22 protein-coding genes are annotated in these 21,283 nt (G+C 59.9%); 13 read left to right on the top strand and 9 right to left on the bottom strand.

The features are described from left to right. Positions 1 to 5: 5 nt before the first annotated feature. The 3 genes from ABIB60_RS07825 to ABIB60_RS07835 form a co-directional block, all read right to left on the bottom strand. On the bottom strand, positions 6 to 776 hold the full coding sequence (locus tag ABIB60_RS07825) for a YdcF family protein (protein WP_354578954.1): 771 nt from the start codon (positions 774 to 776) through the stop codon (positions 6 to 8). Between the two features lie 75 nt (positions 777 to 851). Further along, positions 852 to 1,199, bottom strand: a complete 348-nt coding sequence (locus ABIB60_RS07830; RefSeq protein WP_354578955.1) for a thioredoxin family protein — start codon at positions 1,197 to 1,199, stop codon at positions 852 to 854. Between the two features lie 129 nt (positions 1,200 to 1,328). Next, positions 1,329 to 3,113, bottom strand: coding sequence for a DUF885 domain-containing protein (locus tag ABIB60_RS07835; protein ID WP_354578956.1), 1,785 nt, complete (start codon positions 3,111 to 3,113; stop codon positions 1,329 to 1,331). 268 nt (positions 3,114 to 3,381) lie between these two features. On the opposite strand from ABIB60_RS07835, the gene ABIB60_RS07840 reads away from it, so the two are divergent. The 4 genes from ABIB60_RS07840 to ABIB60_RS07855 all read left to right on the top strand — a co-directional run bounded on the left by ABIB60_RS07840 (position 3,382) and on the right by ABIB60_RS07855 (position 8,321). Then, positions 3,382 to 4,575 (top strand): lactonase family protein, encoded by a 1,194-nt coding sequence (locus ABIB60_RS07840; protein ID WP_354578957.1) that lies wholly within the window; start codon positions 3,382 to 3,384, stop codon positions 4,573 to 4,575. A gap of 95 nt (positions 4,576 to 4,670) precedes the next feature. Further along, positions 4,671 to 5,213 (top strand): hypothetical protein, encoded by a 543-nt coding sequence (locus ABIB60_RS07845; RefSeq protein WP_354578958.1) that lies wholly within the window; start codon positions 4,671 to 4,673, stop codon positions 5,211 to 5,213. Positions 5,214 to 5,511: 298 nt separating this feature from the next. After that, entirely contained in the window at positions 5,512 to 6,996 is a 1,485-nt protein-coding gene (locus ABIB60_RS07850; RefSeq protein ID WP_354578960.1) for a DNA/RNA non-specific endonuclease, read from the top strand. 161 nt (positions 6,997 to 7,157) lie between these two features. Next, on the top strand, positions 7,158 to 8,321 hold the full coding sequence (locus tag ABIB60_RS07855) for an MFS transporter (protein WP_354578962.1): 1,164 nt from the start codon (positions 7,158 to 7,160) through the stop codon (positions 8,319 to 8,321). A 279-nt stretch (positions 8,322 to 8,600) separates the two neighbouring features. Here the strand turns inward: ABIB60_RS07855 and ABIB60_RS07860 are convergent, their stop codons facing one another. From ABIB60_RS07860 to rsmA, 6 genes are all read right to left on the bottom strand, one after another. Then, the gene (locus tag ABIB60_RS07860) at positions 8,601 to 9,176 is read right to left on the bottom strand and encodes a hypothetical protein (RefSeq protein ID WP_354578964.1); all 576 of its coding nucleotides are present in this window, start codon (positions 9,174 to 9,176) and stop codon (positions 8,601 to 8,603) included. A 100-nt stretch (positions 9,177 to 9,276) separates the two neighbouring features. Then, a complete protein-coding gene (locus tag ABIB60_RS07865) occupies positions 9,277 to 10,182 on the bottom strand; it encodes a nuclease A inhibitor family protein (protein ID WP_354578965.1) in 906 nt (301 codons plus the stop codon). 158 nt (positions 10,183 to 10,340) lie between these two features. Further along, positions 10,341 to 10,814 carry a transcription elongation factor GreA gene (gene greA, locus ABIB60_RS07870; protein ID WP_125419012.1) on the bottom strand — a complete coding sequence of 158 codons (474 nt, stop codon included), beginning with the start codon at positions 10,812 to 10,814 and terminating at the stop codon, positions 10,341 to 10,343. A 361-nt stretch (positions 10,815 to 11,175) separates the two neighbouring features. Further along, on the bottom strand, positions 11,176 to 12,120 hold the full coding sequence (locus tag ABIB60_RS07875; RefSeq protein WP_354578967.1) for an NAD(P)-dependent oxidoreductase: 945 nt from the start codon (positions 12,118 to 12,120) through the stop codon (positions 11,176 to 11,178). Between the two features lie 21 nt (positions 12,121 to 12,141). Beyond that, positions 12,142 to 12,528 (bottom strand): hypothetical protein, encoded by a 387-nt coding sequence (locus ABIB60_RS07880; RefSeq protein ID WP_354578968.1) that lies wholly within the window; start codon positions 12,526 to 12,528, stop codon positions 12,142 to 12,144. Positions 12,529 to 12,562: 34 nt separating this feature from the next. Further along, positions 12,563 to 13,351 (bottom strand): 16S rRNA (adenine(1518)-N(6)/adenine(1519)-N(6))-dimethyltransferase RsmA, encoded by a 789-nt coding sequence (gene rsmA, locus ABIB60_RS07885; RefSeq protein ID WP_354578970.1) that lies wholly within the window; start codon positions 13,349 to 13,351, stop codon positions 12,563 to 12,565. Positions 13,352 to 13,577: 226 nt separating this feature from the next. On the opposite strand from rsmA, the gene ABIB60_RS07890 reads away from it, so the two are divergent. The 9 genes from ABIB60_RS07890 (at position 13,578) to accB (ending at position 21,250) form a co-directional block, all read left to right on the top strand. Further along, complete coding sequence (locus tag ABIB60_RS07890) at positions 13,578 to 15,029, top strand: leucyl aminopeptidase family protein (protein WP_354578971.1); 1,452 nt, start codon at positions 13,578 to 13,580, stop codon at positions 15,027 to 15,029. Positions 15,030 to 15,256: 227 nt separating this feature from the next. Continuing rightward, complete coding sequence (pdxA, locus tag ABIB60_RS07895) at positions 15,257 to 16,315, top strand: 4-hydroxythreonine-4-phosphate dehydrogenase PdxA (protein WP_354578972.1); 1,059 nt, start codon at positions 15,257 to 15,259, stop codon at positions 16,313 to 16,315. Between the two features lie 248 nt (positions 16,316 to 16,563). Next, on the top strand, positions 16,564 to 16,932 hold the full coding sequence (locus ABIB60_RS07900) for a helix-turn-helix domain-containing protein (RefSeq protein WP_354578974.1): 369 nt from the start codon (positions 16,564 to 16,566) through the stop codon (positions 16,930 to 16,932). A 69-nt stretch (positions 16,933 to 17,001) separates the two neighbouring features. Next, positions 17,002 to 17,538, top strand: coding sequence for a YceD family protein (locus tag ABIB60_RS07905; protein WP_354578975.1), 537 nt, complete (start codon positions 17,002 to 17,004; stop codon positions 17,536 to 17,538). A gap of 56 nt (positions 17,539 to 17,594) precedes the next feature. After that, positions 17,595 to 17,819 carry a 50S ribosomal protein L32 gene (gene rpmF, locus ABIB60_RS07910; RefSeq protein ID WP_125419020.1) on the top strand — a complete coding sequence of 75 codons (225 nt, stop codon included), beginning with the start codon at positions 17,595 to 17,597 and terminating at the stop codon, positions 17,817 to 17,819. A gap of 144 nt (positions 17,820 to 17,963) precedes the next feature. Then, positions 17,964 to 18,905, top strand: coding sequence for a phosphate acyltransferase PlsX (gene plsX / locus ABIB60_RS07915; RefSeq protein WP_354578977.1), 942 nt, complete (start codon positions 17,964 to 17,966; stop codon positions 18,903 to 18,905). 69 nt (positions 18,906 to 18,974) lie between these two features. After that, the gene (locus ABIB60_RS07920; RefSeq protein ID WP_354578979.1) at positions 18,975 to 19,988 is read left to right on the top strand and encodes a beta-ketoacyl-ACP synthase III; all 1,014 of its coding nucleotides are present in this window, start codon (positions 18,975 to 18,977) and stop codon (positions 19,986 to 19,988) included. A gap of 175 nt (positions 19,989 to 20,163) precedes the next feature. Next, positions 20,164 to 20,727 carry an elongation factor P gene (gene efp, locus ABIB60_RS07925; protein ID WP_044017917.1) on the top strand — a complete coding sequence of 188 codons (564 nt, stop codon included), beginning with the start codon at positions 20,164 to 20,166 and terminating at the stop codon, positions 20,725 to 20,727. A 28-nt stretch (positions 20,728 to 20,755) separates the two neighbouring features. After that, positions 20,756 to 21,250 (top strand): acetyl-CoA carboxylase biotin carboxyl carrier protein, encoded by a 495-nt coding sequence (gene accB / locus ABIB60_RS07930; protein ID WP_354578981.1) that lies wholly within the window; start codon positions 20,756 to 20,758, stop codon positions 21,248 to 21,250. Positions 21,251 to 21,283 lie beyond the last annotated feature (33 nt).

A 21,283-nucleotide genomic window follows, 5' to 3' on the forward strand; every position in this document is an offset into this window, starting at 1 on the left:
GCGCTTTAGCTAGCGTAGCCCAGCACCCGATACACGGCGTACCCGGCCATTTCGTGCAGCAGAATGCTCCAGAGCGCCAGGGGCTGGTCGCCGGGAACCAGCCAGTAGGCTAGCGTAGGTTTGTGGTCGGAGGAGTAGTAGCCGGCCGGAAACGGGGCCGGGTGCAGACCCACTTTCGCGAAGCAGCCAATGGCCCGGCGCTGGTGAAAGGCCGAAGTTATCAGGACTGTTGACTTGATTTCCGGGTGCTGAGCCAGGAGCTGCTTGGTGAACAGGGCATTTTCGCGGGTGTTGCGGCTGCGGGTTTCCAGCAGAATAGCCTGCTTGGGTACGCCAGCCAACCGCAGCAGAATCTGCAGCTCCTTGGCCTCACTGTGGCCCTGCGCCCCACCAACCGCCCCGGAGCCACCCGTGATGATGATGCGCCGGATACGGCCGGCCCGGTACAGCCACAGCGTGTGCAGCAGCCGGTCGGCGCCCTGGCTCACGTACACCCGGTCGTGGGGCGACTTTTTGCCCTCCGTAATACCCGTGAGCAGAATACCTGCATCGTGGTGGCCTAGTTGGCGCAGGGTAACGGGCGGTATTTCCCAGGCTAGCATGGCGGCATTGAGCAGAGCAGGGTTGGTGAACAGTACCAGCCCGATAGCCGCGGCCCACAGCAGCCGCTTTTGCCAGCGGGCGTTGCGCACCAGCAGGGCCAGCACCACCAGCGCTACCAGCCACACGGCCGGCGACAACACAAAATCCAGAAGCTTGGAGAGGATAAAAAACATGGCCGCGAAGCTACGGCAGGAAATGCTGCCAGTGCTTCGCGGCCATCGGCTTTTACGCTGTTGGGGGTTAGGAGGCTACGCCGGCTGCGGGGCTACATCGGTGCAGCGCTGCAGGTTTTGCAGCATTTCCAGTACCTCATCTTTTTCCCGGAGCGTGTCGCACTCTACCAGCTTGCCCCGGCAGTAGGAGGCAAAGAAAGGGGCCACCTTGGTATCCATCATTTTGCGGGCTACCGGGTTTTCGGCGGCATCCAGGCGCAGGAATGCCGTGTTGCGAAACTGCTCATCCAGGGAAAACTGCTCAAAAGGCGGGGCCAGCAGGTCACAGATAGCACAGTCCTTGGAGGTGAACTTGGCAATTACCCGGGGGTAGTCGTGGATGAGGGTGCGCAGACCCTCGTCGTTGGTATCAATTATTTTCATGCCGTAAGCTGATGGGTAGAAGCCCGCCGGCAGACTGACCGACGTGAACTTCTCGCAGACAAAAAAACCGCGCCGGAAAATTCCTTCCCGAAGCGGTTTTTTGTCTCCTAAAACGGGAAATCAATTCAGCTAGTTGCCTTTCAGCATCATCTGCCGAATATATTTCACCGGGGCGCTACCGTAGCTCAAAAACTGCTCATGAAACTCCTTGAGGTCAAACTTGCGGGCCGGCTGCCGCTTGAGCTCCTCGCGCAGGTCGTAGATTTCGGTGTAGCCGGTGAAGTAGCTGCTGAGCTGCACCTGGCTGAGCGTGGCGCGCAGCCACTTGTTGCGGGCCTCGGCCTCTTCCTGAAATCCGTCGCGGCGCAGCATGGCCACGGTTTGGGCTTCGGTGATAGTGCCGGCCTGCACCTCATGGTCGAGGATGGCGTTGAGGGTCACGCGCATGTTCCACTTGTCCCACATCAGCCAGATTTCATCGGTGTTGCCCCCGTAGCCGCTTTCCAGCATCATACGCTCGGCGTACACGGCCCAGCCCTCAATCATGGCCCCGTTGCCGAAGATGGATTTGATGAGGGAAGGGCTCCGGTTGGCGTACACCAGCTGGGTATAGTGGCCCGGAATGGCCTCGTGAATGTTGAGGATTTGCAGGGTGTATTGGTTGTACTCGCGCAGGTAGCTTTCGGCGCGGGCGGCGGGCTGCCCGGTGAGCGGCTCCACGTTGTAGTAGGTGTTGGCGGCCTTGTCGTAGGGGCCGGGGGCTGAGATGCTGGCCCCCGCCCCACTCCCCCGCATATAGAGCGGCGTTTCGCGCACTACCAGCGGCTTGGTAGGGTCCTGAGTAAGCAATTTGTGGTCATCTACCCACTTTACCAGGGTGGGCATCTGGTCTTTCACAGCCTGCACGAAGCCCGTGGGCGTAGCGTGCTGCTGCGAAAGGCGGCTGATAACCTGCTGCACCACGGCCAGGGAATCGGCGGGTTGGGGTTGGCCCGGGAAATACTTGGGATACAGCCGCGCCGCCCGCTTTTTCATGTCGTGCAGCAGTTCCTGCTTGTGCGCCAGGGCCTTGCGGTACACTTCCTCAGCCGAGTAGGTAGACTGAATATCCAGCGCGAATTTGCGGGCGAAGAGGTTTTTGCCGATGCGGAAGGAGCGGAATTGCCCGGCCGGTAGCACCTCCTGCTGCAAGAACCGCACGTAGCCCTCCATACTCAGGCGGGTAGTAGCCACGCGGCTCAACAAATCCTGCTTTTCCCGGGCCGTCAAACCCGATTTTGCCACTGAATCCTGCAGAGCCTTCCCGAACACCTCCAGCCCGCCCTGGTTCTGGCGAATGGCCAGGTCAGTATGCTCCCGGGTGGGCTGTTTGATGTTTTGTTTGGCGGCCTCGTAGTAGTCTACGGCCCGGCTGAGCTTGCTGCTGATAGCGCGCAGGCGGCGGTCTAGGGGCCAGTAGCGCCCGTTCAGGATTTCGGCCACAGAGCCGCCCAGGTTATAGTTAGCCGGATTCCACTGCCAGTCGCGCAGGGTATCGGCGTAGAAGCGGGCCGACTGCAGGTAGTTCTCCATCAGGCGGAAGTCGGTCTGGTTATTCACCGATAGGTCTCCCAGCTTAATCGTTTTCATCTCCGCGCGGCGGCGGGCCAGGGCAGCGGCTTCCGTTTGGCGGCGGCCGGCGTTGGGCACTACCAGCAGGGAGTCGTAGCGGTGGTAGCCAGCCCCACTGGCCCACTCGGGGTTATAATACCACAGGGAGTCGATAAAGCGGCTTTTATACCGTTCAAAGGCCGCATCGGGCTGGGCATCGGCGTCGGCTACTCGGCGGTCGTCGGACTGGGAGCCGCAGCTGGCCAGCCCGGCTGTTAGGGCCGCCGCAGCCAGCAGGGTGTTGGCAGAGAAAAAAGAGGACATAGAAAGAGGCTAGGGAACCAGGGATGCAAGGTAGCGCCGAAAGGACGCAGGTTGTTGCCCGGCGTTGCGGCAGTACGGTTCAGTTTTGTACCCGCGCCCCGGTAAGCTTCCCGATGGGCAGCCTTTGCCCCGCACGAGCCAACGAATTCCTGCCCATGCCGTGCCCTGCCACCTACTCGCCTGCAGCTCATCCCCTGAAGCAGAACAGCGCGCTACCCGGCAGCTACGCACTACATTTGGTTGTTCTCCACCTGTACTCCCCCGCTCTATGTCGCATCAGTTTTCCCGCCGCCGCTTCCTGTACACCCTGAGCCTGGGCGCGGCTGGCACCGCCCTGCTGCCTGCTTGCCTGCGAGCCGGCTCCGCTACTGATGCCAGCTCCTATCTGGTGTACGTGGGCAGCTACGGCCCCGCCGAGCAGGATAATATTTGGCTGTACCGCCTCAACCCCAGTACCGGCGCGCTGACCCGGGTGGCCGGGGCCCGGGGCGGGGCGGCCCCCTCCTTTCTCACCGTGGATGCCCGCCACCGCCGCCTCTACGCCGTGAATGAGGTAGACAACTACCAGAGCACCCCCAACGGGGGCGTCAGCGCCTTTGCCATTGATGCCACCACCGGGGGCCTTACGCTGCTTAACCAGCAGGCTTCGGGCGGCACCATTCCCTGCTACATCAGCCTCGATAAAGCGGGCCAGCATGCCTTCGTGGCTAACTATGGCAACGGCACCGTGGCCGCCCTGCCCCTCACGGTCGAGGGCCAGCTGCAGCCCGCCACCTCCGTAGACCAGCACACGGGCAAGGGCCCGCACAAAAACCAGGGCAATGCCCGCGCCCACTGCATCCTGCCAGACCCCGCCGGCAAGTTCTTCTTCGCCGTGGATTTGGGCACCGATACCGTGTATGGCTACACCCTGGAAAACGGGGGCCGCCTGGTGCGCCGCGCGGCGCCGGCTTTCCAGGCCAAGCCGGGGGCCGGGCCGCGCATCCTCACCTTTCACCCTACCCGTCCCCTGGCCTTTCTCATCAACGAACTGGACTCCACCCTGACTTCCCTGGCCTACGATGCCCGCCAGGGTACTTTGCGCGAAATCCAGACGGTACCCTGCCTGCCGGCTGGCTTTACGGGCTGGAATGCCTGCGCCGATGTGCACGTGTCGCCCAATGGCCGCTTCGTGGTGGGCTCCAACCGGGGCCACGACAGCCTGGTAGTGTTTGCGTTGGACGAAGCCAGTGGCCGCCTTACCCTGACAGAACATGTGCAGCTGCCCGGCAAAACCCCGCGCAGCTTTGCCTTCGACCCCAGCGGGCGGGTGGTGCTGGTAGCCCACCAGCAGAGCAACACCATCGTAACCTATCTGGCCGATGCCCGCACCGGCCGCCTTACCCCTACCGGCACCAGTGTAGAGGTAGCCGCCCCCGTGTGCCTACAGGTCTACCCCGATTTTCTGACCGGCAAAGGCTAACCGAAAAAGTGGCGGGTTTGCCCATCTTCCGGACACGTTTTTACCCGGTTCCGCGTTGGCTGCCTCAACGGGCCCATAACCCGCCCCTACCGCGTATGCGCTTCTTTTTATCCCAGATTTCCCGGTTGAAAGCTACCCGGCTTCTACCGCTCCTTTTCCTGCTGCCACTGGCCCTGCGTGCCCAGCAGCCGGCCTCCGTCCGCCGCCTCGATGAGAGCAACGGCTTCCGGGGTCTGCGCTTCGGTACCCCGCTCACGGAAAGCCTCCACCTCAAGCTGCTCCAGGACAAGGGCGACGAGAAGATTTATGAGCGCACCGATGAGGATCTGCGCGTGGGCCGGTTTTCGGCGGCCCGCATCCATTACAAGTTCTTCAAGGACCAATTTGCCACCGTCACCATCATCGTAAGGGGCCCTGAGCACGCCGGCCAGGTGCTGCCCATGTTCGAGGGCCTCTACGGCCCCGGCCGCCCCGATGGGTTCAGCTACAAGTGGCAGGGCAGCTTAGTGGCCCTCTCCTACGCCTCCCTGCCCAACGACCAGGTGATTCTGGCCATGAGCAGCCTGCCCCTGGCCGCGCAGATGCAACAAGCCAAGGCCCCCGTTAACACCACCAAGCTCAAAATCAAGCGTAAGTAAGCCCCCGAAATGCCAGTAGTTGCGAAACCAAAGGCCGCCGGCCCGTCATTTCGGGCGCAGCGGAGCAAAGCCGGGAAATCTCGCGTGCTGACTTTGCCAGAGTAATCAAATGACTAATGAGCGAGGTCCTTCAGTCCCTGGCTTAAGGCGCCACATGCTCTACTGACGGACTGCAGAGGCCATACCTGTTCTCCTTCCTACACTCCTGGTTTCATTAGGCCGAAGCCGTGGAAAACCGGCCATGCCACCCGAAACCAACGCTTCGCGCTACATTCGCTGGATAAACTGCTTTCCTGCCATGCGCCGCTTTTCCTCTCTTCTGCTTTCCGGCCTGCTGCTCAGCCTCTCGGCACCGGCCTGCTCACCCAACCCGCCCGAAACGACCCGTACGGCCGCCCCCGCAGCTGGGGGGCCGCCGGCCATTCCAACGGAACCTGCTCCGGTAGTGGCGCAGGCACCCGGCCGCTTCCCCGAAACCTTCGAGCAGGGCGGCAAAGGCGCTTACTCGGAAGGCGACGAGCAGCTGGCCTCGGGTAGCTGGCACTTTACGGAGGCCCTCATCGGCTCCTCCGACCAAGACCATAAGCGTGGGCAGCACGCCGCCCGCCTGCGCGCCCGGGGCCGCCTGCGCATGAACTTTGACGCGCCCAGCGGGGTACGCACCATCCGCATCAGCTCGGCAGCCTACGGGCAGGATGTGGCCAGCACCTGGGAGTTGTGGGGTAGTGTGGATGGGGGCCGCAGCTTTCGGCGCATTGGCAACCCGGTGCAGGCCAAGGGCCCGCGGCTGCTTACTACCACGTTTCAGGGTACCACGCCCGGCCCCTTGCGCCTGGAAATCCGCAAGACTGACGGGGGCTCCGGCCGCCTGAACATCGACGACATTGAGCTGGAAACCGGCAGCGGCTCAGCCGTAGCGGGTGGCGTGGCTTCAGTGCCTGCAGTACCACAAGCACCCGCCCGGTCCTCGTCTCAACCAACCAGCCAGATCCCGAAGTCCCCAAGTTCCCAAGTCCCCTCCCTCGATAACGACAACCTGGATCTGGGCAACCCCAGCGGGGCCACGGCCAACGTGAGCATGCCCACTAACTACCTGCTGGTAAAGCCGCAGTTCGCCATCGGCTACAATGCTCTGCGCGGCACTCCTACCTGGGTGAGCTGGCACCTGAGTCGCACCGACATGGGTTCGGCCCCGCGCCAGGATGATTTCCGGCCCGACCCGGCTCTGCCCCGGGAGTTTTACCAGGTTACGCGCAACTCCTACTCGGGCTCCGGTTTCGATAAGGGCCATAACTGCCCCAGCGCCGACCGCACCCGGGAGCTGGATGATAACTCGGCCACTTTCCTGATGACCAACATGATTCCGCAGGCCGGCAACAACAACCAGCGCACCTGGAGTAGCCTGGAGGAATGGACGCGCGGGCAGGTGCAGCGGGGGCAGGAAGTGTACGTGATAATGGGCAGCTACGGCAAGGGGGGCACCGGTACCAACGGCTTCAAAACTACACTTGATAACGGCCACGTAACCGTACCGGCCCGGGTGTGGAAGGTACTGGTCATCCTGCCCGAGGGCTCCAACGACCTGCAGCGCATTGCCGCCGGCCAGGCCCGCCTGCTGGCCGTGGATACGCCCAACGACCAAGCCGTCAGCCCCAATTGGAGCCAGTACCGCACCAGCATTGATGCCATCGAAGTTGCCACTGGCCTTGATTTGCTGAGCAGACTTCCGCTGGTGGCCCAGGAGAAGCTGGAGGCACAGGTAGACACCGCCCCGGTCCGGTAGGCTACGGGAGGCAGCTCGTCCGAACGATTCCGCTGCCGGCCGCGTACCTTTACACTGGCGCGCCCCACCGCGTTATCGTTTTTCCCTTGAAGTATCCCACCCATTCTGTCCTGTTGCGGGGCGGAATGGGTCTTTTTTTGAGCTGCCAGCTACTTCCCCTTATGCTTACGCAAACCGTTTCCTCTCCCCCGGCCCGGCCCCGGCGCACCTACCGCTTGGCCGTAGGTAGCACGTTTTTGCTGCAGGGCTTGTGCTTTTCTACCTGGGCGGCCCGCATCCCCACGGTGCAGCAGCAAATGGGCCTTTCTGATACCGAACTGGGCGGGGTGCTGCTGGCCGTACCCGTGGGGCTGGTTACCTCGCTGCCGCTGACTGGCTGGCTGGTGGCCCGGTTTGGAAGCCGGCCCATGGCCGTGCTGGGCGTAATGCTCTACGCGCTGGGGCTGCCGCTGCTGGGGCTGGCGGCTACGGTGCCGCAGCTACTGGCGGGGCTGGTGCTGTTTGGGCTGGCCAGCAACATGGCCAACATCAGCGTGAATACGCAGGCCGTGGGCGTGGAAAGCCTGTACGGCCGCTCCATTATGGCCAAGTTTCACGGCGTCTGGAGTTTGGCGGGTTTTGCTGGGGCCTCTATTGGCTCTTTCATGATTGCCCACCACGTAGCCCCCCTGCCCCACTTCCTGCTCATCTCCGGCCTGGTGCTGCTGGGCCTGCTGGTGGCGCGTCCCTTCCTGCTGCCCCAGGATGCCCCCCGCGAAGCCGATGCTCCCATCTTTGTGTTGCCTGATAAGTCCTTGCTGCTGTTGGGGGTGCTGGCGTTCTGCTCCCTACTCTGCGAGGGCACCATGTTTGATTGGAGCGGGGTGTATTTCCGCAAAGTAGTTGAAGCTCCTGCCTCCCAAGTGGGCGTGGGCTTTGCCGCCTTTATGAGCACTATGGCCGCCGGGCGCTTTATTGCCGACTGGTTTACGGACCGCTTCGGGCGTACCCGTACTCTGGTGCTAAGTGGGCTGCTGGAAGCGGCCGGTCTGCTGTTGGCGGTAGCCTGGCCCAGCCTCGTCACGGCTACTATCGGGTTTATGCTGGTGGGCCTGGGCGTGTCGTCGGTGGTGCCGCTGGTGTACGGGGCGGCCGGGCGCTCCAAAACCATGTCGGCGGGGGTGGCACTGGCGGCGGTTTCTACGGTGGGTTTCGCCGGTTTCTTGCTGGGCCCGCCGGTCATTGGCCTGGTGGCCGGCGCTACCAGCCTGCGCGTATCGTTTTCCCTGATTGCGGTGATGGGCCTGCTGGTAGCCCTGCTGGCCCGACGCGTGCGGGAAGAGTAATCTACATTCGGAAGAAGCAATAGAACGTTATTCCGGGACTGGAGCCATTACTCTTCCCCTTCTTCATCATACTCATCACCGTATTCAAGAGCAAAAACCGCCGACGACGCACCCGCCTGGGCCACGCGCTGCTACCTCCCGATGCCAAAGACATCGTAACGGCCGATTAACTGCCCGCAGGTACCTAGGTAGAAGTTGAGTACTCTTTCAAACTCAGTGGCAGTGTTGGAACGGCCTATCGGTGCGCATTAAAAGAGAACCACCGACAACTTAGGCTCATCAACGGGTAAATTTCCAGCCCGCCGGAACAGGCTGTTTGCCTCGGGCATCGTACGACCAGAAGCTCTTTTTCAGACTCTTATTATCCTTATAATAATCGTGTTGCACAAATGCGGTATCCTGAGGATTATCCAATTTGAAATACACTACCCTCTCCTCGCGTGAGTCGCCCTGCAACACTGCAGGCACCCGATATATCACAACATCAGGTGCGCCGTTTGGGTGATAGGCGCGGGCAATAGTCTCCTGGCCTATCCCAGTATATTCCCATGTACCGAAGATGCGACCGTCAGCTTTCGTCTGCTGCCAAATACCGAAGGGCGTAAAGCGCAACTTGCCGTCAGGTAACTGCTCGACTCGTAACGGGCCTTCATAGTGATGCTTTCCCCAGATATCTGAGGACGCTCGATGCGTTTTCGTGACGGTTTGCCCGGCGCGCAACTGTGCTTTCTCTTCATTGGTCAAATGCCGCCGATATACCCCGTCCCTGTTGTTTGAGGCCGGTAGCAGTTGCAATAACAAAACAACAGCGCCACCGGCTAGGCCTCCAATCAGACCTGCCATCCAATCGTCCATCGTTAACTAAGGTTTTATATGAAAGAGAGTCAATCCTACAAAAGAAGTCGCAGCAACCTTACAGTAACACCAAGCTTCCTCAATTATTAAGCAGAATACTTTAGGTTTCCGTCAGCACGGTTTTGAAACCTTGCAGCTTACCACCTTCGGCCTCGCCTAGTACCAGCACCGGCACCTGCGGGCCCGTACCGAAACGGTACACCTGCGTGCCGCTGAGCTCCTGCTTCAGATACATCTGCAAGGCTTTGAAGCGGTTGGCCAGCTCGGGGTTGCCCAGCACGCCGTCGTCGGCGGTGTGGTTACGCAGGAAGTACGTGAGCTCCTGCTTTTCCACTTTGGTATCGGCGGGCAGGCCGGCCAGTTGGGCCAGGGCCGCATCGGTGAGCCCACCGGCCGGGGACGCGAAGCTCACCGACTCTAGGGGCGCCTCGCCCTCACTCATGTACACGAGGCCTTTGGTCAGCTCCTGCAGTTGGGCCAGCGCGGGGTCATTGGGGGCAGAAGCGGCCGGCTTGCCGTGCTTGGCCTGGGGCTCCGATGCCTCCACGGTTTCGCGGCCACCTTTAGTGTCGCGCGGGTCGGCGGGGAAAGCGGACGTGCCCGTTACCTCAGCCGGCACCTGGGCCCCGATGGCGGCGGCCAACTGGTTCTGGCGCTGCTCGGGCACCTTGATTTTGGGGTTGGCAAAATTCATATCCGACACCTGGTTCATCGGTATCAGGTGAATATGCGCGTGGGGCACTTCCAGCCCGATGACGGCCACGCCCACCCGCTTGCAGGGCACGGCGGCTTTCACGCCCTTAGCCACCCGCTGGGCAAACAGGTGCAACGCCGCCAGCTCGGCCGGGGGCAGGTCAAAAATGTAATCGACTTCGCGCTTCGGAATAACCAGCGTGTGGCCTTCTACCAAGGGCGTAATATCCAGAAAGGCCAAATGATACTCGTCCTCGGCCACCTTGAAAGCGGGCAGCTCACCGGACACAATACGGGAGAAAATGGAAGGCATGCGGGGAGATGGTGAAGTTGTGAAATGGTGAAGTTGTGAACAACTACGGGCAGGGTTCAGCCAAAGTACGGGGCAAAATGCAAAAGGGCGAAGCCGCTGGCTTCGCCCTTTTCTGGAGCTGGCGAATTTCACAAATTCACCACTTCACAAATTTACCGCTAGCGGCTGATTTCCAGAATCTGAAACTGCAGCTTGCCAGCGGGCACGGTAATTTCGGCGGTATCCCCGGCCGACTTGCCCAGCAGGCCTTTGCCGATGGGCGACTTCACGGATATTTTGCCGGCGGCCAGGTTAGCCTCTTCCTCGGCAACCAGCGTGTAGTCGAGCACCATGTTATTTTTCAGGTTTTTCAGCTTCACCTTGCTCATGATGAGCACCTTGGTCAGGTCCAGGTTCGTCTCATCGAGCAGGCGGGCGTTGCCAACCACTTCTTCCAGCTTGGAAATCTTCAGCTCTAGCAGGCCCTGGGCTTCTTTGGCCGCGTCGTACTCGGCGTTTTCGCTCAGGTCGCCTTTATCACGGGCTTCACGCAGGTCGTCGGCCGCCTTGGCCCGGCCGCGGATTTTGAGGTCCTGGAGCTCATCTTTTAGCTTCTGAAGACCTTCGGGAGTATAATAGTTGATGGTAGCCATGGTGGGGTGATGTAAGCTCAAAAAACAAGGAGAACGGCCAGCGCGGCTGGCCGTTCTCCCCGGAACAGGTTTAGGCAAATATACGAAACGTTGGGGAAAGAGGTGACGGGTGTTGGGTGAGCGGCGACAGGTAACAGGTAAAAGCGACATGTTGGAATGTCATTCCGAGCGAGGCGAGGAATCTCGTGTGCTGACATTGCCATGGTAACCGTCATGCTGAGCATGTGGCGCATCAAGCCAGCGACCGAAGCATCTCTACCGCTTCGTTGGGATTACTACTCCACCGTCAGCACGCGAGATGATTCGGCTGCCCCTCTGCATGACGTTCCACTCTGCCACCATTCACCTATCAACCAACACATCATCCCAAAAACAGCCGCAGCTTATCGGCCAGCACCCGGTTGATGCGCTCATAGCTCTGGAAGCTCCACCCGCCCACGTGGGGCGAAAGCACCACGTTTGGGGCCGTGCGCAGATACTCGAACCGGCTTTGCTGCTCGAGGCTTAGTGTAGTCAGCTTTTCGTTTTCGAGCACATCCAGGGCCGCGCCGCGCACTTGGCCGGTTTGCAGGCGCTGGACCACGGCGGCGTGGTCCAGCACTTCGCCCCGGGCCGTGTTCAGTAGCCATAGTGGGTTACGAAAACCGGCCAGGAAGTCCTCATTCACGAAATGATGGTTAGCCACCGAGTACGGAATATGCAGGCTCAGCACTTCGGCCCGCTCCTGCAATTCGGCCAGCGGTACCAGCGTGGCGTGGTGACTGGTTTCTACGCGCGGATCGTGGTCATAAGCCAGCACGGTGCAGTCGAAAGCTTGCAGGCGCTTGGCGAAGGCCTTGCCCATGTGGCCGTAGCCCAGCAGCCCGATGGTTTTGCCCCCGATTTCCTCGCCCCGGTTGGCTTCCCGCCGCCACTGACCCTGGCGCACCTCCTGGTCGGCGCGGACAATATTGCGGAACAGGGCCAGCAGCAGGCCCATGGCATACTCGCCCACCGCGTCCCGGTTGCCCTCGGGAGCATTGAGCAGGGTTACGCCGGCTTCAGCGAGGGCCTCTTCGTCAATGTTATCCACCCCAGCCCCGGCCCGGCACACGTAGCGCAGGTACGGGCCGTGGGCCAGCAGCTCCCGCGTTACGCGCAGTTTGGACCGCACCACGAGGCCGTCGTAGGGGTGCGCGGCTAGCGCGGCGGGTACTTCGGCCGCCTTCAAATCGGGGCGGTAGTGCAGCGTCACGCCCAGCGGCTCCAGGTACTCGGGGAGGCTGGGGTGCATTTCGTCGATGACGAGGCAGAGGGAGACTTTCAATTAAAAATTGAGAATTAGAAATTAAAAATTGTCCGTTTGCCGCAACGTAGTGTCACCTGTTAAGCGCAGCAACGCTTGCATCAATTCCTTTCGCTCGAAGGGCCCTTGTCTTTTCTCATTGGCTTCCTCTAATGACTGCACCTGCACAGGATACACTACATAGAAATCTGTACCAGCTCGCGCTACGAGGTAGTTTCCACACAGTTGGAGGTTGTATACTGCTTCCAGCAGAGGCTCAGTACCGTAGTGATACTCATCCTGATACCAGTGAAGGGCCGTACCATTTTCATCCATAACAGCTGTGTAATACTGCCCGACTACGTGCGTGATTTTATCCTCATCAGGAATCAAGCTCAGGGCCCATTTACAGCCGCTGAACGCAAATACGCCTAACAGCAAAAGCCACACTACCGCAAATTTACCTAGTGGCATCTCGCACACCTTAATCCACCTTATGCTTCTCCACCCGCTGCGTCAGGCCCACGAAATCGGCCACGCTGAGCTGCTCGGCGCGCTTGTCGAAGATGGGGTCAGTGGTGGTTTCCGGCGGCATGCCGAAGGGCTTGAGGGCGTTGCGCAGGGTTTTGCGGCGGGTGGCAAAGGCCTGCTTCACTACTTTGAAGAACAGCTTTTCGTCGCAGGCCAGGTGCTCGGTTTTGTTGCGGGTGAGGCGGATAACGGCCGACTGCACCTTGGGCGGGGGGCTGAACACGTGCGGGGGCACCGTGAACAGATACTCAATATCGTAGAATGCCTGCAGCAGCACACTCAGGATGCCGTAGGTTTTCGAGCCCGGACCCTCGGCCAGGCGGTCGGCTACTTCCTTCTGAATCATGCCCACGCACTCGCGCACCTGCTGGCGGTGGGCCAGCACTTGGAAGTAAATCTGGGAGCTGATATTGTAGGGGAAGTTGCCGATGATAGTCAGCGGCTGACCGTTGTAGAGCTTGGCCAGGTCCATTTTCAGGAAGTCCTGGGAGTAGATGCGTCCCTCCAGCACTGGGTAGTGCCGGCCCAGGTACTCCACCGATTCCCGGTCAATTTCCACCACCGAGGTGCGGTACTCCGGGTGCTGGAGCAGGGTTTGGGTGAGCACGCCCATGCCGGGGCCAATTTCCAGCACTTCCTTCACCCCATCGGGCAGGCGCAGGGCCTCCACAATGTTGCGGGCAATGTTGGGGTCGTTGAGGAAGTGCTGCCCGAGGTGCTTTTTGGCTTTAACGGAATCCATGCTGTGCGCTGAAATGAGTGCGGGGAGGAAAGTGGGGGTTCTGCGTGAACCTCGGCCGGAAGCAAATCCGAAACATACCTGTTAGAACTAGGTCTAACTTCTGGCTGCTCTGTATTCACTTCTATAAATCGGCTACCTTCACGGCCAAAGATACGCCAGTAACCGCCGTTTCTTCCTGCCCCGGGTCGGAGGAGCGCCCTGGCTTCCTCCTTATTTGCCTCCACTCATGCCCCTAGCCCTCGCCTACTCCGCCGATTTTCCCGCCATTGCCGATACCGTGTTCATTCTGCCGGCCGGCACCCGGGAGCTGCCCGTAACCGCCGCCGCCGACCTGCCCGAGCCTGCCCGCCAGTACGTGGCCGCCCGCCTCCAGGCCGAGGACAAGCTCATCAGCGTGAACCAGTACACCCACCACCACTACTACGTGGTGGCCGAGGACAAGAAAACGCCCGACCTCAGCACGGAAGCTTTGCGCAAAGCCGGCCACAAGTTGCACGCTCAGCTCAAGGCCGATGAAGTGGCCGAGCTGTACATCTGCAACCTCACTGCCCCCGGCGGAGCTCTGGCGTTGGCCGAAGGTCTGGCCCTAACGGCCTACCAATTCGAAGGCTACAAAACCGACGAGAAATCGAAGAAGCCCGCCGTGCTCCAGCAGCTCACGCTGGTCGGCCCCGCCCTCTCCGCCGAGCAGGTGCGGGAGCTGGACGGCGTGCTGCAGGGCGTGTACCTGGCCCGCGACCTAGTGAACATGCCCTACTCTCACCTCAACGCCACCCAACTGGCCCAGCAGTTTGAGCAGGCCGGCGAAGCAGCTGGCTTCCATGTAGAGGTGCTGGATTTGGTGCGGATTGAGGCCCTGCGCATGGGTGGCCTGCTGGCCGTGAACCAGGGTAGCCCCGAGCCGCCTACCTTCACCATTATGGAGTACAAGCCTGAAGGCGCCACCAACGCCAAGCCCATCGTGCTGGTGGGCAAGGGCGTCGTGTATGATACCGGCGGACTCAGCCTCAAGCCCACGCCCAACAGCATGGATTTGATGAAGTGCGATATGGCCGGCTCAGCCGTGGTAGTGGGTGTCCTCACGGCCCTGGCCAAGAACAAAGTACCCCTGCACGTCATCGGCTTGGTACCCGCCACTGATAACCGCCCTGGCGGCCCTGCCCTGGCCCCCGGCGACGTGATTACCATGTACAGCGGCCTCACGGTGGAGGTGATGAACACCGACGCCGAAGGCCGCCTCATCCTGGCCGATGCCCTGGCCTTCGCCAAGAAATACGACCCGCAACTGGTGATGAACTACGCCACGCTCACCGGCTCGGCCGTGCGCGCCATCGGCATCGAAGGCGCCGTGTATATGGGCACCGCCGACGAGGACACCATGCTGGCCCTCAGAAAAGCCGGTAACGCCACCCACGAGCGGCTGGTGGAGTTTCCCCTCTGGGATGAGTACGCCGACCACATCAAGAGCCCCATTGCCGACATAAGCAATTTGGGTAAAGCCGAAGCCGGCGCTATTTCGGCCGGTAAGTTCCTGGAGCGCTTCACCGAGGGCTACCCCTGGGTACACTTCGATATTGCCGGCCCCGCCTTCCTCACCGCCCCCGATTCCTACCGCGGTAAAGGCGGCACCGGCACCGCTATACGCTCCACGTATGCGTTTTTGAAGGGGTTGGTTTAAGTAGTAAGAACGTCATTCCGAGCATGTGGCGCATCAAGCCAGTGTCCGAGGAATCTCGCGTGCTGATGTTGTGGAAGTAACTGTCATGCTGAGCTTGTCGAAGCATCTCTACCTCTGGCTAACTCAATCATGCAGATGAAGCGGTAGAGATGCTTCGACAAGCTCAGCATGACGTTCTTCCTGTTACCATTTACCTCATTACCCCATCACCTCATTACTCTCCCAGAATGCTTCCACGCATCGGTATTTCCGTCGGCGACCTGGCCGGCATTGGCCCGGAAATCATCTATAAAACGTTCCTTGATAAGCGCCTGCTCAAGTTCTGCACGCCGGTAGTGTATGGCACCGCCGCCGTACTCTTCGACGACTTTCCCCAGGATGCCGACCACGAGCCCCTCACCTTCCGCCAAGTGCGGGAGGCGGCCGATATTGCCCCCGGCAAGCACAACGCCGTCACCTGCTGGGAAGAGGACTACCACCTCACGCCCGGTCAGCCCAGCCAGGCCAGCGGCACCGCCGCCCGCCTGAGCCTGCAGGCCGCCGCCCGCGACCTGAAAGCTGGTCTGCTCGATGCCCTCGTAACGGCTCCTATTAGCAAGGAAAACACCCAGGCCGACGACTTCCGCTTCCCCGGCCACACCGAGTTTCTGACCAGCTTCTTCGAGGCCAAGGAAAGCCTGATGCTGCTCACCGACGAAGCCGCCGGTCTACGCGTGGCCACCGTCACGGGCCACATTCCGCTCAAGGACGTACCCGCCCGCCTCACCAAGGAGTTGTTGACCACTAAGCTGCGCATTCTGCTGAACTCGCTCAAAAACGACTTCGGCATTGCCAAGCCCCGCGTGGCCGTGCTCGGCCTCAACCCCCACGCCGGCGAAAACGGCCTGCTGGGCACCGAAGAAGCCGCCGTAGTAACACCCGTACTTCAGCAACTCCAAGCCGAAGGCCACCTCGCCTACGGGCCCTTCCCGGCCGATGGCTACTTCGGTACCGGCCAGTTCCGGCAATTCGACGCCACTCTCTCGCTTTACCACGACCAAGGCCTGATTCCGTTTAAAACCCTGGCCTTCGAGCGGGGCGTGAACTTCACGGCTGGCCTATCAGTGGTGCGCACCTCCCCCGACCATGGCACTGCCTACGGTCTGGCCGGCAAGTTTCAGGCCGACGCCACCTCCTTCCGCGAAGCCCTGTACCTGGCCTGCCAGTTGGTGCGCTACCGCAAGGGCGAGGCTGAAATCAAGCCGATTACGCCCGGCCCGCCCCTGCGGAGTGCCCGCCACGACTAGAGAGCGTAACGTAGTAAAAAGACCGTCATGCTTCGCGGGGCTCAGCATGACGGTCTTTATGCATTTTTGCAGATGCAGCCTAAAAACGCGTGCTCGAAGCCAATATTTTCGGGCACGCATTTTTTCTACTGAAACGAAATAATCTTTTCAAAAACGAAATTTACTTTGCGGTTTTAAAATACTGCTGTAAGTTTGCAGCCGTAATCAGCGGAGCCGGTACGGTTCCGTTTTGCTTTTCACTTGTTTCGATGACGCTGAATACCCCGACTGACTACCGTACTGCCCTGCGCCGCCTTGATGCGCTGGTAGCCGCGGGCGTGGAGGGCAACGCAACGCTGGAAACAGAATTTCGCGAGCTGATTACGGCGCTGGATGCCTACGAAAGCAAGCTGGGCCTGCTGCCCATTCCCAATCTGCCGACCTCCCTGGCCGAAATGATTGAGCTGAAGCGCCAGCAGATGCGCCTAAAACAAAAGGAGTTAGCTGAACTTTTGGAAGTACCGGCCGGCCGCCTCTCCCAGATTCTGAGTGGTAAACGGCGCGTAACGCTGGACCTGGCCAAACGGCTGTATGAGCGGCTGGGCATTCCGTCGGACTTTATCCTCAAGAACGCCTAGCTCAACTCAATCACCGCTTTTACGAAACGGGCAAAACTTATTACTTTTGCCCCTTGCTAAAAAATCACCGTGAAGAAGGATTCGCCATACGACATCAACATTGCCCGGCTGGCCGATAAAACGCACCATTTCGCGTTTGACCTAGACCGCTCCTTTTTCGAGCAGTTCGACCAGGAGCTGATTCCAGATGGCAACGTGCACGCCGACGTGACGCTGACCAAAACCGAACGCCTCATTACCGTAGATTTTGATCTGCACGGCACCGTGCGCCAGACCTGCGACCGGAGCCTGGATGAGTACGACCAGGAAATTGACGCTCAAGAGCAGCTGCTGGTGCGCTTCGGCGACCAAGCTCAGGAGCTGGACGACAACGTGCTGCAAATCACGCCCGACACCCAAACCCTCCCGCTGGCCCAGCACCTGTTCGACTACATCGGGCTGGCCCTGCCGATGAAGAAGCTGCACCCGCGCTTCCAGAACGAAACCGACGAAAATCCCGACGCTGACGCCAAACTCATCTTCACCACCCGCCAGGAAGGCGACGATGACTCGGATGACGACGATGATATTGACCCGCGCTGGAGTGCGCTCAAAAACCTGAATTAGGCTACTTCCGGCGTAATTCTCAACTTTTAATTTTTCATTTTTAATTCTTTTCAGAAATGGCACATCCTAAGCGCCGGACCTCCTCCGCTACCCGTGATAAGCGTCGTAGCCACTACAAACTGACTCCCAAAGCCGTTACCGTGTGCTCGAACACTGGCGAGCTGCACCTGCGCCACAAAGCCTACGTAGTTGACGGCGACCTGTACCTGAACGGTAAAGTAGCCATCAAAGACTACGCGCCCGTAGCCGCTCCGGCCGCTACCGACAACGACGAAGAATAGTCGCACGTTAGCCGCATATTGCCTCGCGGCTCGCAACGCACACTACCGCCCGGTTTTTTCGTAGCGCCGCAAATCGGCCGTGAAAAACCGGGCGGCTTGCGGCGGCCCGAGGTTTCTCTCCCGGACCTCTTTGATTCTCCTTTCATGAAGATAGCCCTGGACGCCATGGGGGGCGATTTTGCTCCGCAGGCCGCCGTCGATGGGGCCGTGCTGGCCGCGCAAGCGTTGGCTGGTAAGGCCCAGATAGTGCTCATTGGCCAGGAAGATGCCGTGCGCCCGCTGCTGGAGCAGCATGGCGGGGCCGCCGCCGACCTCACGCTTGTTCCCGCCTCCCAGATTATTGAGATGGGTGAGCATCCGGCTAAAGCGTATCAGCAAAAACAGGACTCCAGTATCGCCGTAGGGTATAAAATGTTGGCTACCGGTGAGGTAGAGGCGTTTTGCTCGGCCGGTAATACCGGAGCTATGCTGGTAGGTGCCATGTTCAGCGTGAAAGCCGTACCCGGCGTACTGCGCCCAGCCATTGCCAACTTCGTTCCGAAGCTGGATGGGGGCGTGGGCATTATGCTGGACGTAGGTGCCAACGCGGAGTGCAAGCCCGAAATGCTGGAGCAGTTTGGCGAGTTGGGTTCCTTGTACGCACAGTACGTGCTGGGTATCAATAAGCCAAAAGTAGGCCTCATGAACCTGGGCGAGGAAGAAGGCAAGGGAACTGCTACTACCCAGGCCGCGCACCAATTGCTAAAGGTGAATCCTCATATTCACTTCATCGGCAATATTGAGGGCCGCGACCTGTTCAATGCCAAAGCCGACGTAATTGTGTGCGACGGTTTTACGGGCAACGTGGTACTGAAAATGGCGGAGTCGGTGTACGATGTCATTGCCGAGAAGAACATTCACGACCCCTTCCTGGATCAATTCAACTACGAGGCTGTGGGAGGTTCGCCCATCCTAGGCATCAACGACAACGCCATCATCGGCCACGGCGTGAGCACGCCCACTGCCATCTGCAACATGCTGCTGCAAGGCTACCAAATGGCCAGCTCCGGCATTGCCGACCAGATAAAAAATACCTTTAAGTCCTAAGAGCGACTGTAAGTCCGGCCGCCGCGCCGGACTTTTCCTTTGCCGCATCTGCTGTTTCCCAATTCGCTGATGAAGATTACCGCTGCCATTACCGGAGTTGGCGCCTACGTGCCCGACTACGTGCTGACCAATCAAGAGCTCGAAACCCTGGTGGATACCACCGACGAGTGGATTATGAGCCGAACCGGAATTAAGGAGCGTCACATCCTCAAGGGCGAGAATCAGGGCACCTCCGTAATGGGCATTAAGGCCGTGGAGCAGTTGCTGGCTAAAACTGGCAATAAGGCCGAGGACATCGACCTGCTCATCTGCGCTACTACTACCCCCGACTTAGTATTTCCAGCCACGGCCAACATCATTTCGGCGGCCGTGGGAGCTACCAAGGCGTTCAGCTTCGATATGCAGGCGGCCTGCTCGGGCTTTATGTATGCGCTGGCTACTGGCTCTCAATTTATTGCCAGCGGTACGTACAAAAAGGTAATTGTAGTAGGTGCCGATAAGATGTCGAGCATTATTGACTACACGGACCGCTCCACCTGCATCATTTTTGGGGATGGAGCCGGCGCCGTACTGCTGGAGCCGAACACCGAGGGCTTTGGCCTGCTCGACCAGGAGCTCCACTCCGATGGCAACGGGGAACAGTACCTGCACCAGAAAGCCGGGGGCTCGCGCCGCCCGCCGTCTGCTGAAACCGTGGCTCATCGGGAGCATTACGTGTACCAGGAAGGCTCGGCAGTGTTCAAGTTTGCCGTGAAAAACATGGCCGACGTGGCGGCCCAGGTAGCGGAGCGCAACGGCCTCAACGCCGATACCATTGACTGGCTGGTGCCCCACCAGGCCAACAAGCGCATCATTGATGCTACGGCCAACCGCGTGGGCATCGGCCCGGAGAAGGTGATGCTCAACATTCATAAGTACGGCAACACCACCAACGGCACTATTCCCCTCTGCCTCTCCGACTACGAGCAGCAGCTCCGCAAAGGCGACAACCTCATTATTGCGGCCTTTGGCGGGGGCTTTACCTGGGGCTCTCTATACCTGAAATGGGCCTACGACCCCACTCCCGACCCTTCAGCAGTATAGGCTGAAGCGGCGCGAAAACGGAAAACCTCCTATACTTGCACTCCCGACGTGCCGCCCCGCTAGTTTTCCGGGACGGCACGTTGCGTTTCCACCCTAGTTACTCATCTTCTGCTTGTTAAAGCTGCCGGCTACCCTATCGGGTTTCCGGGGCTACTTTCTCTCAATTCCCTCCTTCATGGCCACCACTGCAGATTTCCGCAACGGGCTCGTTCTGAATTACAACGGCGAGTTACACGTTATTACCGAATTTCAACACGTGAAACCCGGCAAAGGCCCGGCTTTCGTGCGTACCAAGCTGCGCAACATCAAAACCGGCCGCGTTATCGACAACACCTTCAACGCTGGGGTGAAAGTGGAAACTGCCCGCGTGGAGCAGCGCCCTCACCAGTACCTCTACAAGGACGACTACGGCTATACCTTCATGGATAACGAGTCGTTTGAGCAGGTGGTGTTGCCCGAGGCCATGGTACCTTTCGCCGATATCATGAAGGAAGGCCAGGTAGCTACCATCCTGTTCCACGCTGAAACTGAGCAGCCCCTCACGGCCGAGCTGCCTACTACGGTGGAGCTGGTGGTAACCTACACCGAGCCCGGTCTGAAGGGCGACACTGCCACCAATACCCTCAAGCCGGCCATCGTGGAAACGGGTGCCCGCATTCAGGTGCCGCTGTTCATTGATACCGACACCAAAATCCGCATCAAGACCAGCGACTACTCCTATGTCGAAAGAGTCAAATAAGCAGCCCACCAAGCCCTCTCCCGCACCCATGAAAGCCAAAGAACTGCAGGACCTAATCGACTTCATTGCCAAATCGGGTCTGAACAAAGTCAACATTGAAACCGAAGAGTTTAAGATTTCGGTTCAGCGTGAGCCCAGCACCAAAGTAGTTTCCTCCGGCGTTGCTCTGCAGGCCGCTGCGCCAGCCCCGGTGGCCGCTGCTGCCGCGCCCGCAACCCCTTCAGCTGCGCCTGCTCCGGCAGCAGCACCCGCCGCGCCCGCCGCTGAAGCCGCCAGTGCCAGCCACGTAGCCCTGAAGTCGCCTATGATTGGCACCTTCTACCGCAGCAGCAGCCCCGACTCGCCGGTTTTCGTGCAGGTGGGTGATTTGGTGGAAAAAGGCCAGGTTATCTGCATCATCGAGGCCATGAAGCTCTTCAACGAAATTGAAGCTGAGCAGAGCGGCCGCGTGGTGAAAGCCATGGTGGAAAACGCCTCCCCCGTGGAATACGACCAGCCCCTGTTCCTGATTGAGCCAATGTAATTTTAGAGCTTAGAGTTGAGAGCTTAGAACTTA

The sequence above is a fragment of the Hymenobacter sp. UYP22 genome (assembly GCF_040547285.1).
GTDB lineage: Bacteria > Bacteroidota > Bacteroidia > Cytophagales > Hymenobacteraceae > Hymenobacter.

Excerpts from the sequence above, each read along its gene's own strand:
- ABIB60_RS07855 (WP_354578962.1), top strand. The coding sequence starts at position 7,158 with ATGCTTACGCAAACCGTTTCCTCTCCCCCGGCCCGGCCCCGGCGCACC.
- ABIB60_RS07900 (WP_354578974.1), top strand. The coding sequence starts at position 16,564 with ATGACGCTGAATACCCCGACTGACTACCGTACTGCCCTGCGCCGCCTT.
- ABIB60_RS07920 (WP_354578979.1), top strand. The coding sequence starts at position 18,975 with ATGAAGATTACCGCTGCCATTACCGGAGTTGGCGCCTACGTGCCCGAC.
- accB (WP_354578981.1), top strand. The coding sequence starts at position 20,756 with ATGAAAGCCAAAGAACTGCAGGACCTAATCGACTTCATTGCCAAATCG.
- ABIB60_RS07835 (WP_354578956.1), bottom strand. The coding sequence starts at position 3,113 with ATGTCCTCTTTTTTCTCTGCCAACACCCTGCTGGCTGCGGCGGCCCTA.
- ABIB60_RS07865 (WP_354578965.1), bottom strand. The coding sequence starts at position 10,182 with ATGCCTTCCATTTTCTCCCGTATTGTGTCCGGTGAGCTGCCCGCTTTC.
- pdxA (WP_354578972.1), top strand. The coding sequence starts at position 15,257 with ATGCTTCCACGCATCGGTATTTCCGTCGGCGACCTGGCCGGCATTGGC.
- ABIB60_RS07890 (WP_354578971.1), top strand. The coding sequence starts at position 13,578 with ATGCCCCTAGCCCTCGCCTACTCCGCCGATTTTCCCGCCATTGCCGAT.
- ABIB60_RS07825 (WP_354578954.1), bottom strand. The coding sequence starts at position 776 with ATGTTTTTTATCCTCTCCAAGCTTCTGGATTTTGTGTTGTCGCCGGCC.
- efp (WP_044017917.1), top strand. The coding sequence starts at position 20,164 with ATGGCCACCACTGCAGATTTCCGCAACGGGCTCGTTCTGAATTACAAC.
- ABIB60_RS07830 (WP_354578955.1), bottom strand. The coding sequence starts at position 1,199 with ATGAAAATAATTGATACCAACGACGAGGGTCTGCGCACCCTCATCCAC.
- ABIB60_RS07845 (WP_354578958.1), top strand. The coding sequence starts at position 4,671 with ATGCGCTTCTTTTTATCCCAGATTTCCCGGTTGAAAGCTACCCGGCTT.
- ABIB60_RS07850 (WP_354578960.1), top strand. The coding sequence starts at position 5,512 with ATGCGCCGCTTTTCCTCTCTTCTGCTTTCCGGCCTGCTGCTCAGCCTC.
- ABIB60_RS07860 (WP_354578964.1), bottom strand. The coding sequence starts at position 9,176 with ATGGACGATTGGATGGCAGGTCTGATTGGAGGCCTAGCCGGTGGCGCT.
- rpmF (WP_125419020.1), top strand. The coding sequence starts at position 17,595 with ATGGCACATCCTAAGCGCCGGACCTCCTCCGCTACCCGTGATAAGCGT.
- ABIB60_RS07840 (WP_354578957.1), top strand. The coding sequence starts at position 3,382 with ATGTCGCATCAGTTTTCCCGCCGCCGCTTCCTGTACACCCTGAGCCTG.
- greA (WP_125419012.1), bottom strand. The coding sequence starts at position 10,814 with ATGGCTACCATCAACTATTATACTCCCGAAGGTCTTCAGAAGCTAAAA.
- plsX (WP_354578977.1), top strand. The coding sequence starts at position 17,964 with ATGAAGATAGCCCTGGACGCCATGGGGGGCGATTTTGCTCCGCAGGCC.
- rsmA (WP_354578970.1), bottom strand. The coding sequence starts at position 13,351 with ATGGATTCCGTTAAAGCCAAAAAGCACCTCGGGCAGCACTTCCTCAAC.